The organism is Aureibaculum flavum (assembly GCF_016406085.1).
Taxonomy (GTDB): domain Bacteria; phylum Bacteroidota; class Bacteroidia; order Flavobacteriales; family Flavobacteriaceae; genus Aureibaculum; species Aureibaculum flavum.
Window position 1 is genome coordinate 442,602 of record NZ_JAEHFJ010000001.1, and the last position, 15,645, is coordinate 458,246.

Annotated in this window: 15 protein-coding genes; 3 read left to right on the forward strand and 12 right to left on the reverse strand. The window is 32.2% G+C overall.

Annotation, left to right across the window (positions count from 1 at the left end; genetic code table 11):
* Window positions 1-149: 149 nt before the first annotated feature.
* Entirely contained in the window at window positions 150-797 is a 648-nt protein-coding gene (locus JBL43_RS01865) for a rhomboid family intramembrane serine protease (RefSeq protein WP_138950312.1), read from the reverse strand.
* 171 nt (window positions 798-968) lie between these two features.
* Between JBL43_RS01865 and JBL43_RS01870 the strand changes: the two genes are divergently transcribed.
* A complete protein-coding gene (locus JBL43_RS01870) occupies window positions 969-1,862 on the forward strand; it encodes a lysophospholipid acyltransferase family protein (RefSeq protein ID WP_198839780.1) in 894 nt (297 codons plus the stop codon).
* 148 nt (window positions 1,863-2,010) lie between these two features.
* Here JBL43_RS01870 and JBL43_RS01875 read toward each other — a convergent pair whose 3' ends face one another.
* The 6 genes from JBL43_RS01875 to ychF form a co-directional block, all read right to left on the reverse strand.
* A complete protein-coding gene (locus JBL43_RS01875; RefSeq protein WP_198839781.1) occupies window positions 2,011-3,489 on the reverse strand; it encodes an aminotransferase class V-fold PLP-dependent enzyme in 1,479 nt (492 codons plus the stop codon).
* A gap of 142 nt (window positions 3,490-3,631) precedes the next feature.
* Window positions 3,632-5,023 (reverse strand): phosphoglucosamine mutase, encoded by a 1,392-nt coding sequence (gene glmM / locus JBL43_RS01880; RefSeq protein WP_198839782.1) that lies wholly within the window; start codon window positions 5,021-5,023, stop codon window positions 3,632-3,634.
* A gap of 147 nt (window positions 5,024-5,170) precedes the next feature.
* The gene (locus tag JBL43_RS01885; RefSeq protein WP_198839783.1) at window positions 5,171-6,070 is read right to left on the reverse strand and encodes a DMT family transporter; all 900 of its coding nucleotides are present in this window, start codon (window positions 6,068-6,070) and stop codon (window positions 5,171-5,173) included.
* Entirely contained in the window at window positions 6,070-7,155 is a 1,086-nt protein-coding gene (locus JBL43_RS01890) for an LptF/LptG family permease (RefSeq protein ID WP_198839784.1), read from the reverse strand. Before JBL43_RS01890 ends, JBL43_RS01885 begins: the two co-directional genes overlap by 1 nt.
* Window positions 7,156-7,311: 156 nt before the next feature.
* A complete protein-coding gene (tgt, locus tag JBL43_RS01895) occupies window positions 7,312-8,442 on the reverse strand; it encodes a tRNA guanosine(34) transglycosylase Tgt (protein ID WP_198839785.1) in 1,131 nt (376 codons plus the stop codon).
* A gap of 132 nt (window positions 8,443-8,574) precedes the next feature.
* Complete coding sequence (gene ychF / locus JBL43_RS01900) at window positions 8,575-9,669, reverse strand: redox-regulated ATPase YchF (RefSeq protein ID WP_198839786.1); 1,095 nt, start codon at window positions 9,667-9,669, stop codon at window positions 8,575-8,577.
* A 181-nt stretch (window positions 9,670-9,850) separates the two neighbouring features.
* Here ychF and JBL43_RS01905 point away from each other — a divergent pair, with 181 nt between their 5' ends.
* The gene (locus JBL43_RS01905) at window positions 9,851-10,381 is read left to right on the forward strand and encodes a rhodanese-like domain-containing protein (RefSeq protein WP_198839787.1); all 531 of its coding nucleotides are present in this window, start codon (window positions 9,851-9,853) and stop codon (window positions 10,379-10,381) included.
* 77 nt (window positions 10,382-10,458) lie between these two features.
* Here JBL43_RS01905 and JBL43_RS01910 read toward each other — a convergent pair whose 3' ends face one another.
* Window positions 10,459-10,809, reverse strand: coding sequence for a 4Fe-4S dicluster domain-containing protein (locus JBL43_RS01910; protein ID WP_198839788.1), 351 nt, complete (start codon window positions 10,807-10,809; stop codon window positions 10,459-10,461).
* Window positions 10,810-11,032: 223 nt separating this feature from the next.
* On the opposite strand from JBL43_RS01910, the gene JBL43_RS01915 reads away from it, so the two are divergent.
* Window positions 11,033-12,091, forward strand: coding sequence for an acyl-CoA reductase (locus JBL43_RS01915; protein ID WP_198839789.1), 1,059 nt, complete (start codon window positions 11,033-11,035; stop codon window positions 12,089-12,091).
* Window positions 12,092-12,190: 99 nt separating this feature from the next.
* Here the strand turns inward: JBL43_RS01915 and folE are convergent, their stop codons facing one another.
* The 4 genes from folE to JBL43_RS01935 form a co-directional block, all read right to left on the reverse strand.
* A complete protein-coding gene (gene folE, locus JBL43_RS01920) occupies window positions 12,191-12,886 on the reverse strand; it encodes a GTP cyclohydrolase I FolE (RefSeq protein ID WP_198839790.1) in 696 nt (231 codons plus the stop codon).
* Between the two features lie 173 nt (window positions 12,887-13,059).
* Window positions 13,060-14,433: a histidine--tRNA ligase gene (hisS, locus tag JBL43_RS01925; RefSeq protein WP_198839791.1), complete on the reverse strand. Its 1,374-nt coding sequence runs from the start codon at window positions 14,431-14,433 to the stop codon at window positions 13,060-13,062.
* 173 nt (window positions 14,434-14,606) lie between these two features.
* Window positions 14,607-15,077, reverse strand: coding sequence for a hypothetical protein (locus tag JBL43_RS01930; RefSeq protein WP_198839792.1), 471 nt, complete (start codon window positions 15,075-15,077; stop codon window positions 14,607-14,609).
* Window positions 15,070-15,642, reverse strand: a complete 573-nt coding sequence (locus JBL43_RS01935) for a DUF4126 domain-containing protein (RefSeq protein WP_198839793.1) — start codon at window positions 15,640-15,642, stop codon at window positions 15,070-15,072. Before JBL43_RS01935 ends, JBL43_RS01930 begins: the two co-directional genes overlap by 8 nt.
* Window positions 15,643-15,645: the final 3 nt, after the last annotated feature.

The window sequence follows — 15,645 nt, forward strand, 5'->3', positions numbered from 1 at the left end:
TTTCGTCGTACAAACGCTGCACATTACAATCTAACTTCTTCAAAAATAGATTGTAATCGAAAAATGGAAAACTGATCACTTAGTTTTTATAGTACAGCAAATGTAGAAAAAAAATGAAATAATTGACAAAAAATTATTTTATTTTAATATTAATTATTCTCGAGCTTATTTTTGAACACAAACATCAGTATTATAGGGATTGCAAGGACAATTGTAATCATCTTATTTTGCATAAAAACCTCTGGAAATAAAGCCAATGTCAATACAAAGCCTCCTACGGCTCCACCTAAGTGAGCACTATGACCAGTATTACCTAATTGTTTTTTCATACCATACATAGAATACAGTAAATATCCTACACCAAATACATATCCAGGAATATCAAAAAACGGAAAGAAAATAAAAGTCAACCGCATATCAGGATTTAACATAATACCTGCGTAGATTATACCCATAACTGCACCGGAAGCACCCACAGCACTATAATAAGGATCTTTTTTATGAAAACTCAATGCTAAAGTACTACCTGCCAACAAACTCCCTAAATAAATAATTACAAATTTAAAAACGCCCAATTGATCAATTACCGGATCAGCAAAAATATATAGAGCAAACATGTTAAAAAACAAATGGGCTTGATCTACATGCAAGAACCCTGACGTAAACATACGCACCTGCTCGCCATTTAAAATGGGACCAATTTGAAATTTATATCGTTCAAAAAACGATCTATCAGAAAATCCTTTTAAAGAAATTAATACATTTATGACTATTAATGCGACTACAGCGTAATTCATTTGTACTTATAATTTGTTCAAAGATAAATTATATAACGATATTTGTCGCAAATTAAATTTGATAATTTTATTTTTGCTTCACCCGCAATTACTTAAATTATGGTGACCACGCTATGTGCGTGGTAAATAGGAAACATCGATGCAATCATCGACGAATTATTTATATTGATTATGCAATTGTTAAGTTATATTCTTGTCTATCCTTTTATATGGTTGTTGTCTATTTTACCTTTCAGAGTGTTACATTTTATTTCTGATGGATTCTATTACTTACTTTACTATATCATTGGATATCGAAAAAAAGTTGTTTTCGACAATTTACAGTTAGTTTTTCCTGAAAAGTCTGATGAAGAAATTACGCGTATTGCTAAAAAGTCTTACAGACATTTTGTAGATGTTTTTGTTGAAATAATAAAACTGTTTACAATTTCGAAAAAACAATTGGCTAAAAGATATAAAATTGGCAATATTGATGCACTTAAAGACCTTGAAAAACGAAATAAAAGTAGTCTTTTAATGGGTGGGCATTACGCCAATTGGGAATGGATCTTTTTATTGAATACTCAAGTTAGTTTTAATGGCTATGCTGTATATAAAAAGATAAATAATAAATACTTTGATAAAAAAATAATAGAAACAAGAGGTCGATTTAACACGAACTTGGTCAACACCAAAAACATCTTTTCTGTGATGAATCAAAACACCGAAGAGAATAGATTATCTCTTTATGGTTTTTTAGGTGATCAATCGCCGCAAGCTACTAAAGCACATTATTGGTCGCACTTTTTAGGCGTAGACAACTTACCAATACACACGGGTGCTGAGCACTTGGCAAAAAAATATGATCTTCCTGTGGTATTTTTTAAAACCAAGCGTGTAAAACGCGGATATTATGAAGTTAATTTTGAATTGATTACCGATGAACCACAATCATTTAAAGATTATGACATCACTGATATTTACTTAAGAAAGGTTGAAGAGGAAATAAAGGAAGCTCCTGAATACTATTTTTGGACGCATAAAAGGTTTAAACATCGGGGAAAGAATTTACTAAAAAAGAATTAGGACTAAAAGAAGTCTAGAGTCGTCGGTTTCAAATAAATACAAATAAGCATCTAAAAAAATTAAAAAACACCCCTAATAAGCTTCGCTCGGTATCTTCAATGAAAATTTATTTTCATTTCGATAATCCTCAAGGGGACATTTACATCTATTAAACCTCAAACCATTTCGCTACCAATTGCGTTTCATATTGGTCACTACCGATAAATTCAAATTCATTGGAAACGGCATTGTAATTATAATCATTTTTCCATTCCTTAAAATTAAGGCATAAATCCTTGATGCTCTCACAAACGTAATTCACCTCTTCATTTGTAATGGTTGGATGTATTGACATTCTAATCCATCCTGGACGTTCAATTAAACAGCCTTCTTCAATTTTTGCTTTATACTGTTCAGAAGTTGGCAAATCTATATGTAATAAAATATGACCATAAGTACCCGCACAAGAACAACCACCTCTGGTTTGAATTCCAAATTTATCATTTAACAATTTAACACCAAGGTTATAGTGTAAATCGTCTATAAAAAAGGAGAAAATACCCAATCTATCTTCATGTTCTGCTGCCAATATATGTAAGTTATCGATCTCTTTTAATTTTTCAAAAACGTTTTCATTAATCTCATGCTCACGAGCTAATATTTTCTCAGAACTCATTTTCTCTTTTAACTGAATAGATAATGCTATTCTTATGGTTTGCAAAAAACCAGGAGTTCCTCCATCTTCTCTTAATTCGATATCTTCAATATACCTATGATCTCCCCATGGGTTGGTATAAGTAACTGTACCTCCACCTGGGTTGTCAGGCACTGTATTGTGATACAATTCATCACAAAAAATTAACACTCCAGAAGTCCCCGGACCACCTAAAAATTTGTGTGGAGAAAAAAGTACCGCATCTAACTTTTCAGCTTCATCTTCAGGATGCATGTTTATTGGCACATAAGGAGCTGAACAAGCAAAATCGACAAAACAATAACCACCATAACCATGAATAATTTTTGCCATTCTATGATAATCTGTTCTAATTCCAGTAACATTAGAACATGCCGTAATTGAAGCAATTTTTATTTTTCTATCCTTGTATTTTTCTAATAATTTTTCGAAACTTTTAAAACAAACCAACCCTTTTTCTTCACAAGGAATTACCTCAACATCTGCAATGGTTTCCAACCAAGAAGTATGGTTAGAATGATGTTCCATATGTGTTATAAAAACAATAGGTTTTAAATCTTCTGGTACGGATGTAAAATCACGCATACTTTCTGGAACACGCAACCCTAAAATACGTTGAAATTTATTAATAACACCTGTCATACCTGTTCCCGATGTAATTAAACAATCAGAACTCTTCGCATTAACATGTTGTTTAATAATAGCTCTCGCTTTATGATATGCATGCGTCATTGCGGAACCTGTAATTGAAGTTTCCGTATGCGTATTGGCCACAAAAGGACCAAATTCATTCATTATTTTTTCTTCAATAGGTCTATATAATCTGCCACTGGCGGTCCAGTCTGTATAAATAACTTTCTTTTTGCCATACGGAGATTCAAAGTATTGGTCAACTCCTATAATATGCTCTCTGAACTGTTGAAAATAAGACTCTAAAGAAGATTTATTACTCATAGGATTTCGTTTAATTTTAGTGTTTATTATAATCAATTAAAAAACACCCCTAAAGTCCTCTCAAGGGGACAATACTCATGAAAATTATTTTAATACAAAGATGGTTCATCGCATTTTTATGCTTCCATCCTCTTTTGCAAACTTATATTCCAGCAATCTCTGCTATTTCGTCCATAATTCTCTTTGCCAATTGATCTGCATTAGCTTGCGATCCACTTTCTGTATATATTCTAATGATTGGCTCTGTATTAGACTTTCTCAGATGCACCCATTCGTTCGCAAAATCAACTTTTACACCATCTATCGTATTTACATCTTCGTCTTTATATTTATCAGCCATTTGAGCAAGAATAGCATCAACATCTAATTGAGGCGTGAGTTGTATTTTATTTTTACTCATAAAATAACTCGGGTAACTTTCTCTTAATGCTTTACAACTCATTTTTGATTTCGCTAAATGCGATAAGAATAAGGCGACTCCCACCAATGAATCTCTACCATAATGAGATGCAGGGTAAATTATTCCTCCATTACCTTCACCTCCAATAATAGCATTGGTATCTTTCATTAATTCTACTACATTTACTTCACCAACCGCACTAGCTTTATAAGTGCCACCGTGTTTTTCAGTGACATCACGTAAGGCTCTTGATGAGGATAAATTTGATACTGTATTACCTTTTGCTAATCCTAAAACATAATCCGCACAAGCTACCAAGGTATATTCTTCACCAAACATAGACCCATCTTCACAAATCAAAGCCAATCTATCTACATCAGGATCTACAACTATTCCTAAATCGGCATTTTCTTTAACTACTAATTCTGATATATCAACTAAATGTGCAGGTAATGGCTCTGGGTTATGAGGAAACTGTCCGTTAGGTTCACAGTATAACTTTACACATTCCACTCCTAGCCTTTCCAATAAATTAGGAATTACAATTCCTCCTGTAGAATTAACTGCATCAACAACAACTTTAAATTTTGCTTTTTTAATAGCATCAACATCAACAAAATCGAGTTTTAATACCTCATCAATATGCTTATCCATATAACCCGATAACTTCGTATACGTCCCTAAATCATCTACTTCAGCAAACGTATACCCATCAGAATCTGCAATATTTAAAATTTCAGCACCATCTGCAGCATTTAAAAATTCACCTTTCTCATTCAATAATTTTAAAGCATTCCATTGTTTAGGATTGTGAGAAGCTGTTAAGATAATTCCTCCATTTGCTTTTTCAAGCGGAACAGCAACCTCAACAGTAGGAGTAGTTGATAAACCTAAATCTATCACACTAATTCCCATTCCCACCAACGTATTAGCCACTAAGCTACTTACCATTTTACCTGAAATACGAGCATCTCTACCCACTACAACTGTCAAGTTTTTCGAATTGTTATTCCTCTTTATTAACCAACTACCATAGGATGCTGCAAATTTTACAGCGTCAACTGGTGTTAAATTATCATTTACGGTACCTCCAATAGTACCTCTAATTCCTGAAATTGATTTTATTAAACTCACAAGCTTTTTTTTGATTTTGACAAAGATAATGGAAATTGAAACATTCGTGAATAAAAGATATAAAATGTTGATTTGAAGACAGAAGTTAAACGTGAGAATAGAGAATAGAGAATAGAGAATAGAGAATAGAGAATAGAGAAAGTAAATTTAAATTTCAGACAGCTTTGTAGTTTTATTTTTCTTTTTTAATTTAATAACACCATTCAAAATAACAGTAACTAATATAAGCAATGCTCCGTAATAAAAATTAGCAGTCATTATCTCTTTCTCTCTAAAAATAATAATAGCCAGGATAATACCGTAAATAGGTTCCAAATTTATACTTAACATCATTGTAAATGGACTTACACTTTTTAAAACTTGGTTTGATGCAGCAAAGGCATAGGCCGTACAAACAGAAGCTAAAAGCAATAAATAAAGCCAATCTGTGCTTGAAAGAACAAAGAAATGACTATTAACAGTTCCATTAATTAACAAAACGATTCCAATAAAAATAGAAGCAAAAAACAACTCATAAAAAGAAATAACAGTTGCCGAATTGTTCTTAATTAAATTGGAGTTTAAAATCGAAAAACAGGCCGATAAAAAAGAGGACAATAACGCGATTACAATACCTATAAAATATTGACCTTCCGCATTAAAAATTACGACAAGGCCAACAATTGCTAATAGTGAGAAAAGCAATTCATACGGAATCAGTTTTTTCTTAAAGACTACCCATTGAATTAAAGTTACAAACAAGGCTCCCGTTGACATGGCGGCTAATGCTATGGAAATGGTCGCTATTTTAATGGCATAAAAGAAAGTTATCCAATGTATGGCAATCAATACACCTCCAAAAATATATCTTAATAAAACAGAAAAAGGTACTTGAATTTTTACTTTCTTTAACCGAATAAAAGCATATAAAAATAATGTAGCCAAGGTTACTCTAAACCAAACCAAAGGAATGGCATCAATACTTATTAAAGCTCCAAGTATGGCTGTAAATCCCCAAATAAAAATTATAAAGTGAAGATGGAAATAATTTTTAGTAATAGCATTCATTATTTCTTAGCCTTAAAATAGAGATAGACCGCAACAATTCCGAATAAAATATTAGGTATCCACACCATAAATAATGGATTGTACGTTGCTGAAGCTCCCAACACTTCGGTTACCTTCATAAAAAACACATAGAGAAACATCAAACTAACACCAACTGCCAAATTAATACCAATACCTCCTCTTCTTTTTCTAGAGGCCAAGGAAACCGCAATAACCGTTAATATTATAGAAGAGACAGGTAATGTGGTTCTAGAGTATAGCTCTACTTTATATTTATTTAGATTTTTAACACCTCTATTTTCTGATTCTTTTATATGTGCATATAATTCAGGAGATGCCATTTCAATAGCCAAATAGTCAACATACAATAGGTCTTTTGGCATAAAATTAAAAGTAGTATCGAGCTTTCTACCAGATTCTATACTATCATTTTTTTCACCAATCCAACGTTTGGCATAATTAGTAATAGTATATGTACTATCCTTTGCATTCCATTTAATAGTTCTACCAGTTAGTATATATTTTAAATTAAGACCATCAAAGTGTTGGTATGAAAAATTATTTCCGTTGTTCCTAGAAAAAGTAAAACGCTTAAAATAGACAATATCATTTTCTGACAATTGTAAACTGGCTTCGCGTACATATGTTTTGGTTTTTTTCTCTCTACGTATATAAGCCTCATCAAATGCTTCAAGTGTTTTATTAGATTTATTTAATAAAAAATGATTGGCAGTTAAAGATATAAGTCCAATTAAAATAGCACCTAATAAATAAGGTTTTAAAAATCTTTTATAGGGAATACCTGCACTATGAATAGCTACAATTTCTGTATTAGAAGCTAATTTTGAAGTAAATAATATGGTAGAAATAAAAAGTGCCAATGGCATAAATGTATTTCCATAATTGATAATAAAAGGAATATAATAGTTGCTTATTATTTCTCCTACACCTAAGTCAGCATGATCTAAAAATTTACTATACTTTTCTGAAATATCTATAGCAACAGTTATAGGTATCAAAATTAGTAATGTAAAAATAAAAGTGGTAAAGTACTTTTTTAGTATGTATTTATCCAGAATTCTCATCTCAACCTAATAGCTATCTTAAAGTTAAAATTTTTGTCAATCTGAATTTCTTCAGATTTTAATAAAACGAGATGTTCACTATCTACAATTCTGAATTAAATTCAAAATATCCTTCTAAAAGGTGAAAAACAAACTTTCTCTTTTTATTATTTTATATTATAATCTTTTATCCATTTGTTTTACCATCCTGTTTTTCCAAGTGGTAAAATCTCCTGCTAAGATATGTTTTCTAGCTTCACGAACCAACCACATATAAAATCCTAAATTGTGTATGGTTGCAATTTGCTTTGCTAAGTATTCCTTTGCAACAAACAAATGACGCAAATAAGCCTTAGAATATTGAGTATCTACAAACGTAATATTCATTTCGTCTATAGGAGAAAAATCATCTTCCCATTTTTTGTTCTTAATATTAATACTACCGTGTGCCGTAAATAACATACCATTTCTTGCATTTCTTGTGGGCATTACACAATCAAACATATCGACACCTAAAGCTATATTTTCTAAAATATTTATAGGTGTACCAACGCCCATTAAATAACGTGGTTTATCTTCAGGTAACACACTGCAAACAATATCTGTCATTTCATACAATTCTTCAGCTGGCTCACCTACAGAGAGCCCACCAATGGCATTACCTTCTGCTCCCATTGACGCGATAAATTCAGCAGATTGTTTACGTAAATCTTTATACGTACTCCCTTGAACAATTGGAAAAAACGCTTGCTTAAAGTCGTAAATTTCAGGTGTTTTCTCTAAATGATTGATACATCGTTTTAACCAACGATGCGTCATATGCATTGAATTCTTAGCATAATTATATTCACAAGGGTACGGCGTACATTCGTCAAACGCCATGATAATATCAGCACCTATACTTCGTTGAATATCCATAGAGGATTCTGGTGTAAAAAAATGCATTGAACCGTCTATATGCGATTTAAACTTTACGCCTTTTTCATTAATCTTATTATTACCAGAAAGCGAATACACTTGATAGCCTCCACTATCAGTTAATATGGGCCTGTCCCAATTCATGAATTTATGCAATCCACCTGCTTTTTCTAAAATTTTAGTACCCGGGCGTAAATACAAATGATATGTATTTCCTAGAATAATATCTGCATTGATATCTTTCTTAAGCTCTTGTTGATGAACACCTTTTACAGATGCTACAGTACCTACAGGCATAAAAATAGGAGTTTCTATTTCTCCATGATCAGTTGTTATAGTACCTGCTCTTGCTTTGGAAGTAGTATCAGTTATTTTTAAATCAAACTTCATGCTTATTTTTTGATTGGCGTATAATGATTAACGGCTTTAGATTTTTTACAATTCAATTCACATGTATACGTTACAAATGTGATGCCTTAAGTTATTTAGGATAAATACCTTAACTGATTATTTAATGCTAACTTAAACGTTAAACCTAAAATGCATTACATCACCATCTTGAACTACGTATTCTTTACCTTCTATAGATAGCTTGCCTGCTTCTTTCACTTTAGCTTCGCTACCATATTCAACAAAATCGGCATATTTCATAACCTCGGCACGAATAAACCCTTTTTCAAAATCAGTATGTATAACACCTGCTGCTTGAGGTGCCGTATTTCCAACCAAGATTGTCCATGCTCTTACTTCTTTAACTCCTGCTGTAAAATACGTTTGTAAATTCAATAGTTTATAGGCAGCTCTAATTAACTTAGATGCACCTGCTTCATCGAGACCTAAATCATCTAAGAACATTTCTCGCTCTTCATAAGAATCGAGTTCCGTAATATCTGCTTCTGTTGCTACAGCTAAAATAATTACCTCAGCATCTTCATTGGCAATTGCTTTTTTTACAGACTCGACATATGCATTTCCATCTTTAGCAGAAGCTTCATCAACATTACACACATAAAGAATAGGCTTGTCTGTTAATAATTGCAAAGGTTTAATAAAATCTTCACGCTCCTCTGAAGTTAATTCAACAGCACGTACAGAAATAGCTGCTTCCAATGCTTTTTTCACTTTAGTTAAAGCGATTTCTTCTTTTTGAGCTTCTTTATTTCCTGTTTTAGCCGTACGTTTTACTTTTTCAAGCTTTTTATCAACCGTTTCAAGATCTTTCAATTGCAATTCAATATCTATCGTTTCTTTATCACGAATTGGATCAACAGTTGTATCAACATGAATAATATTATCATTATCAAAACAACGTAATACGTGAATAATTGCATCTGTTTCTCTAATATTACCTAAGAACTGATTACCTAATCCTTCTCCTTTACTTGCTCCGCGAACCAATCCTGCAATATCAACTATCTCAACGGTTGCTGGTAAAACACGTTCTGGGTTTACGAGTTCTTCTAATTTTTCTAAACGTTTATCTGGAACGTTTACAACACCAATATTTGGTTCTATAGTACAAAATGGAAAATTGGCACTTTGTGCCTTTGCATTCGATAAACAATTGAAAAGTGTGGATTTACCTACATTTGGAAGCCCTACGATACCTGCCTTCATAACTTATTATTTCTAAAAATTCGAGGTGCAAATATAGGGTTAAGTTTTTATAAAAAACAAAATGCAAATTCTAAATAAAACTTAAAAACATCTTTTACGCATTGAAAAGGTAGTGTTACTCATTTTCAATTGGATACTATAATGATAGTATAGACTTTTGTTCACATTAAAATATGAAAAAATGAAAAATATATTTTTTATCCTTTTAGCTGTTGGCCAATTATCAAATGCACAAAAACAAATTTCTACACCACCGTCAAGAGTTAGTTTTGACGATTTTAAAGCGTTAGTAAATGAAGTTGAAAATCACCGTGCAGAACGTTTAATAGCTCTTGATGATTTTTTAGCGATTAGTACAAAAGAAAATGTAGTAATCTTAGATACTCGTTCAGACAAACGTTATGATCAAAAACATATTAAAGGAGCTATTCACTTAGATTTTACAGACTTTACCCATAAAAATTTGAGGGCTTTAATACCTGACACTGAAACAAAAATATTAATTTATTGCAACAATAATATTGAAAATGACTCCATTCATTTTGCTACAAAAATGGTATTACCTGTTCAAGAAAACAACCTAGCACTAGCTCTCAATATACCCACTTACATTAATCTTTACGGCTATGGCTATAAAAATGTATATGAATTATCAGAACTTGTAGGTGTTAAAGATTCACGAATTGAATTTGAAGGAAAAGCTGTAAAGTAACTCTATTGGATGATGTATTCATTGACAATACCTATGAATTCATACAAAAAAACTACAATAGACAACTAAACAGTGCGTTACTCCGGATGCATAAAACGTTGCTTCTCGAGCAATGTTTCTTCACTTTCTACATGCTCATCATCAGGTATACAACAATCTACTGGGCATACTGCCGCACATTGAGGTTCATCATGAAAACCTTTACACTCCGTACATTTATCTGGTACTATAAAATATATTTCATCACTTACAGGCTCCTGGTCTTCTTCTGCATTTACCTTTTTTCCGTTAGGTAAAACCACATCACCATCAAGCAACGTACCATCTTTATAACGCCAATCTTCGGCTCCTTCGTAAATTGCAGTATTTGGACACTCAGGTTCACAAGCCCCACAATTTATACATTCGTCAGTTATTATAATTGCCATTTGTTTTTTTACTTTAAATTTGCTGCAAAGTTACAAAATTCTTGTTTAAAAAGAAGTGTGGTATTTTAACTTAGTTGTTGCTATTTTTTTTTAGCGAATGAAGCCTAAAATATTTACATAGTAATAGCCTTACTACTTTTTTACATAGTGCCAGGCTAAGAAAAAAAGGCTAGCATTGTAAAAAACATACTTATTTTTATACACTAACGATAAAAAACTGAAAATGATATTAGAAAAAAGGATCAATGCTTTTGTTGAATTAGGAAAATTTTTAAGTCAATTTTCTCAAGATAAAATTGAGAAAAAGGAGCATATAATGCTTAATGACCTCTTTTTTGATGCTGTTAAGCTTCAAATAAATAGAGCTCAAGAATTTAATAGTTGGTTTACAAAAGAAAATGTACTTTATGGAATAGAAAGTTGGACTAAATTACTGAATTTAGAAACTTTAACAAAATGGACTTCTTCGTATAATTTGACTAACGACAATCCTAAAACGATAGCCGTAATTATGGCAGGAAACATTCCTTTGGTTGGTTTTCATGATTTTTTATCTGTATTAATCTCTGGACATTCTATTCGCATTAAACAATCGTCAAATGATAAGCATTTACTGCCGCTATTGGCCAAATATTTAGAATATGTTGAGCCCGAATTTAAAGATAATATAGACTTTACAGAGGGGAAACTAACTGATTTTGATGCAACTATAGCGACAGGCAGTAATAATACCGCTCGGTATTTTGAATATTATTTTGGCAATAAACCACATATTATAAGAAACAATAGAAATAGTGTTGCCGTAATTACCGAAAACGACAGTTTAGACGAATTAAAAGGTATTGGAGAAGATATTTTTAGGTATTTCGGCTTAGGATGTAGAAGTATTTCTAAACTATATGTCCCAAAAGGATATAATTTTGATCCTTTTTTTAATGCTATTTTTGAATATAAGGATATTATCAATTATAAAAAATACGAAAACAATTATGATTATAATAAGGCTGTATACCTAATGAGTGAATTTGACATCTTAGAAAATGGCTTTTTTATGATAAAGGAAGATAATAGCTACTCCTCTCCTATTGCTACAGCATTCTATGAATATTATGACGATTTAGCGTCTTTACAGCTTAAACTTGAAGCGGATAAAGATCAAATACAATGTGTGGTCAGTAATACCCTAGAAAACGCCGTAAAGTTTGGAGAAACACAACAACCTAGTTTAAATGATTATGCTGACGGCGTTGATACCTTGCAATTTTTGAGTGCTTTAGCTTAGGGCTCTAAGGCTTTCTAAAAATACTTGAGTTAGCATAAATAAATATAGTTATATATGCTAACTTAATAAAAACTTTGTTGATTAATTAAAAAATTAAGCTTACTCAAAGCTAGTTTCCAACTTGATATAGTCCAAAAATTCACGTTTGGTAGCAGCCTCTTTAAACTTACCTCCAAATTCAGAGGTTACAGTACTACTGGCTACATCACGAATACCACGCGAATTTACACACAAGTGTTTGGCATCAATAACACAGGCAACATCGTCAGTATTTAATGCTCTTTGTAATTCTTGAACAATCTGCATTGTTAAACGTTCTTGTACTTGTGGTCGTTTTGAATAATAATCTACAATACGGTTCATTTTTGATAAGCCAATTACATTTCCATTAGAAATATATGCGACATGAGCTCTACCCACTATTGGTAATAAGTGATGCTCACAGGTAGAGTATACCGTAATATTTTTTTCTACCAACATTTCGCCATACTTATAATTGTTATCAAAAGTAGACGCCTTTGGCATATTTTTAGGGTTTAAGCCCGAAAAAATTTCTTGAACAAACATTTTAGCAACCCTTCGTGGGGTGCCTTTTATGCTATCGTCAGTTAAATCCATACCTAAGGTATGTAAAATCTGAGCCATATTCTCTTCAATAGCTAGCATCTTATCTGTATCAGATACTTCAAAAGCATCATCGCGTAGAGGTGTTGTTGCTGTAGTTGCAATATGATTATCACCTATTTCGTCTTCCATAATTTCGGAATTAATTTTACCGTTTTTTCCTTCAAACATTTTCTTTAATTTTATTATAATTCTAGGAATGCAAACTATTTTGTGCTTCTAAATAAAAAAACATCCCTAAGGTCCCCTCAAGGGGACAATCCTTATCAATTAAATTTAATTCTTCGATGCCCCTAAAGTGGATCATCTAAATCAATATTATTTATTATAAATATTTCGCAAATTTACGAATTCTGTACTGCTTTTAACAGTGTTTCAAAATTACAAGAACTTTGATCTCCACTTTTCATATTTTTTAAGGTATACTTACTTTCATTTAATTCAGATTCACCAACGAGAACAACAAAATTGATATCACGCTTATTGGCATAATTCATTTGTTTCTTCAGTTTGGCATTGTCTGGATACAATTCTGATTTCACTTCATTTTCACGCAACTTTTTAATCGTTTCTAAACAATAAAGAGCCTCATTTTCTCCGAAATTAATGAACAAGACCTTTGGTTTAGGCAATTCTACTTTTTGAAATAAGCCTAACTCTTCTAATACCAAATAAATCCGATCTAAACCAAATGAAATACCAATTCCACTCATGTTTTTCAATCCAAATATTCCTGTTAAATCATCATATCTTCCACCACCACCAATAGATCCCATCTTCACTTGAGCTGCTGCAACTTCAAAAATGGCTCCTGTATAATAATTCAACCCTCTTGCCAACGTAACATCAAGTTTTAAACTACTGGTATTCAAACCTAGTTTTGCAACATTATTAATAACAAACTCTAGTTCAGAAACACCTTGCAAACCTTGGTCGGAATCTTTTAAAATAACTTTCAATTCATTGAGCATGGAAATATTATCTCCTTGCAATTGCAATAAAGGGTCTACTTTTTTAATGGCTTCCTCCGTTATGCCTTTACCTAGCATTTCTTTAATGACACCATCTTTACCAATCTTATCTAACTTGTCTAGAGCAACTGTAAAATCAATCAATTTATCAGATGCACCAATAACCTCAGCAATACCAGAAAGTATTTTTCGGTTATTTATTTTTATGGTGGTGTTTTTTAATTCGAGCTTAGTAAAAATATCATCATACAATTGTACAAATTCTACTTCTTGCCATAATGAAGTGCTTCCTACTACATCGGCATCACATTGATAAAACTCTCTAAACCGTCCTTTTTGAGGTCTATCTGCACGCCAAACGGGTTGCATTTGATAACGTTTAAAAGGAAATTCAATTTCGTTTTGGTGTTGTACAACATATCTGGCAAAAGGTACCGTAAGGTCGTAACGAAGTGCTTTTTCCGAGATAGAAGCAGTTAAAGCATTACTATTTTTCTCATGTAAAGCGGTCTCATTTGCTTTAGATAAATAATCACCTGAATTCAATATTTTAAAAATCAATCGATCTCCTTCCTCGCCATACTTCCCCATGAGTGTAGAAGAGTTTTCAAAACTCGGTGTTTCAATGGGTTGAAATCCGTAATTCTCAAATGCTTCTTTGATAACATTAAAAATATAGTTTCGTTTCGTAACTTCTGTTGGTGAAAAATCTCTTGTCCCTTTAGGTATGCTTGGTTTTTGTGCCATTAATTTTTTAAATAAGCTGCAAATATCGGAAATAATTACCGTTTTTTAAGATGGAAACTTGAATTGTTTAGGAGTCGTTGTATTGTCGAAATTTTCAACCAAAACAAAGGAAGGGATATTAAACTTTAAACTAAATAAAAAATACAAACTCTCACTGAACACAGATAGCTTCCTTAAAGTCTATCGAATTCCGTTTTTTCTTCAAAACTCAATTTGACTTCCTGTTTAAAGGTTTCTTTTTTGGGGAATTTTAAATACATAATGACGGTCATAAGTATTGAAACGAATAAAAAGATGATATTATTAGAAAGAAAAGTAGCCACAATAGCAATAAATGCAGGAGCTTCTAACCAGGCACCTTTTACTATAGTTGCGGTTTGGTATTGAGCTAATTTAGAAGTTAAAGTACTATTTGGTGAAATTCTTTTAATCATAGATTGGTAAACAGAATCACTAAAAAAGATACTGCCAACAGCCATAATCGGTACCACTATTGTAAAAATATTCTTCATATCTATATCATATACTGGCGTATCAATTAGGATAAAAGCAACAACTGAGAATACTACAATACCCGCAATTATAGCTCCATAAATAATTTGCAATGTTTTAAAAATACCATTTTGTTGTGCACTGCTATCCATCTATCTGTTTTTTTGGTTTAAACCATTTGAATACTTTAAATAATAACCATAATATAATAATGACAAAAACTATTGCTAAAACAGGAGCAACAAAAGCTAAAACAGCCATAATTATTGAGGTACCTGATTCAACCGTTGACACAATTGGGTTTGCAATACCACCAGTGGTTGCTGTTGATGTTAACCGTGCTGTACTTGTTGACGATTTAATAGCAGTAGCTGTTCCTCCACCTGCAATAATTGCCAATGACCATGTTATTATTGGGTCTAAATCGGCTGCTGTTGATAACATTACTGCGGTACCTGCAACGGCTGCCAAAGGCACGGCAACAACATCTAATAAATTATCTAACCAAGGAATAAGGTAGGCACCAATTTCAACGACTGTTGCAATACCTAATGTAATCATAGCGGCAGAACTGCCTATCCATTCCCAATTTTCATTTAAGGGAATAATCTGATAATAGGAAGCTAAACTCAATGCGAAAAGTGGCACAAATATTCTAAAACCCACCGAAGCAGCTAAGCCAATACCTAATAGAATACTAAAAATTGTTTCGGGCATTTA

What these genes read in the sequence shown, in the direction of transcription:
- JBL43_RS01910 (WP_198839788.1), bottom strand. Translation starts at nt 10,809, where the DNA reads ATGGCAATTATAATAACTGACGAATGTATAAATTGTGGGGCTTGTGAA.
- JBL43_RS01935 (WP_198839793.1), bottom strand. Translation starts at nt 15,642, where the DNA reads ATGCCCGAAACAATTTTTAGTATTCTATTAGGTATTGGCTTAGCTGCT.
- JBL43_RS01930 (WP_198839792.1), bottom strand. Translation starts at nt 15,077, where the DNA reads ATGGATAGCAGTGCACAACAAAATGGTATTTTTAAAACATTGCAAATT.
- ychF (WP_198839786.1), bottom strand. Translation starts at nt 9,669, where the DNA reads ATGAAGGCAGGTATCGTAGGGCTTCCAAATGTAGGTAAATCCACACTT.
- JBL43_RS01885 (WP_198839783.1), bottom strand. Translation starts at nt 6,070, where the DNA reads ATGAATGCTATTACTAAAAATTATTTCCATCTTCACTTTATAATTTTT.
- JBL43_RS01870 (WP_198839780.1), top strand. Translation starts at nt 969, where the DNA reads ATGCAATTGTTAAGTTATATTCTTGTCTATCCTTTTATATGGTTGTTG.
- hisS (WP_198839791.1), bottom strand. Translation starts at nt 14,433, where the DNA reads ATGGCACAAAAACCAAGCATACCTAAAGGGACAAGAGATTTTTCACCA.
- JBL43_RS01890 (WP_198839784.1), bottom strand. Translation starts at nt 7,155, where the DNA reads ATGAGAATTCTGGATAAATACATACTAAAAAAGTACTTTACCACTTTT.
- JBL43_RS01875 (WP_198839781.1), bottom strand. Translation starts at nt 3,489, where the DNA reads ATGAGTAATAAATCTTCTTTAGAGTCTTATTTTCAACAGTTCAGAGAG.
- JBL43_RS01915 (WP_198839789.1), top strand. Translation starts at nt 11,033, where the DNA reads ATGATATTAGAAAAAAGGATCAATGCTTTTGTTGAATTAGGAAAATTT.
- JBL43_RS01865 (WP_138950312.1), bottom strand. Translation starts at nt 797, where the DNA reads ATGAATTACGCTGTAGTCGCATTAATAGTCATAAATGTATTAATTTCT.
- folE (WP_198839790.1), bottom strand. Translation starts at nt 12,886, where the DNA reads ATGTTTGAAGGAAAAAACGGTAAAATTAATTCCGAAATTATGGAAGAC.
- tgt (WP_198839785.1), bottom strand. Translation starts at nt 8,442, where the DNA reads ATGAAGTTTGATTTAAAAATAACTGATACTACTTCCAAAGCAAGAGCA.
- JBL43_RS01905 (WP_198839787.1), top strand. Translation starts at nt 9,851, where the DNA reads ATGAAAAATATATTTTTTATCCTTTTAGCTGTTGGCCAATTATCAAAT.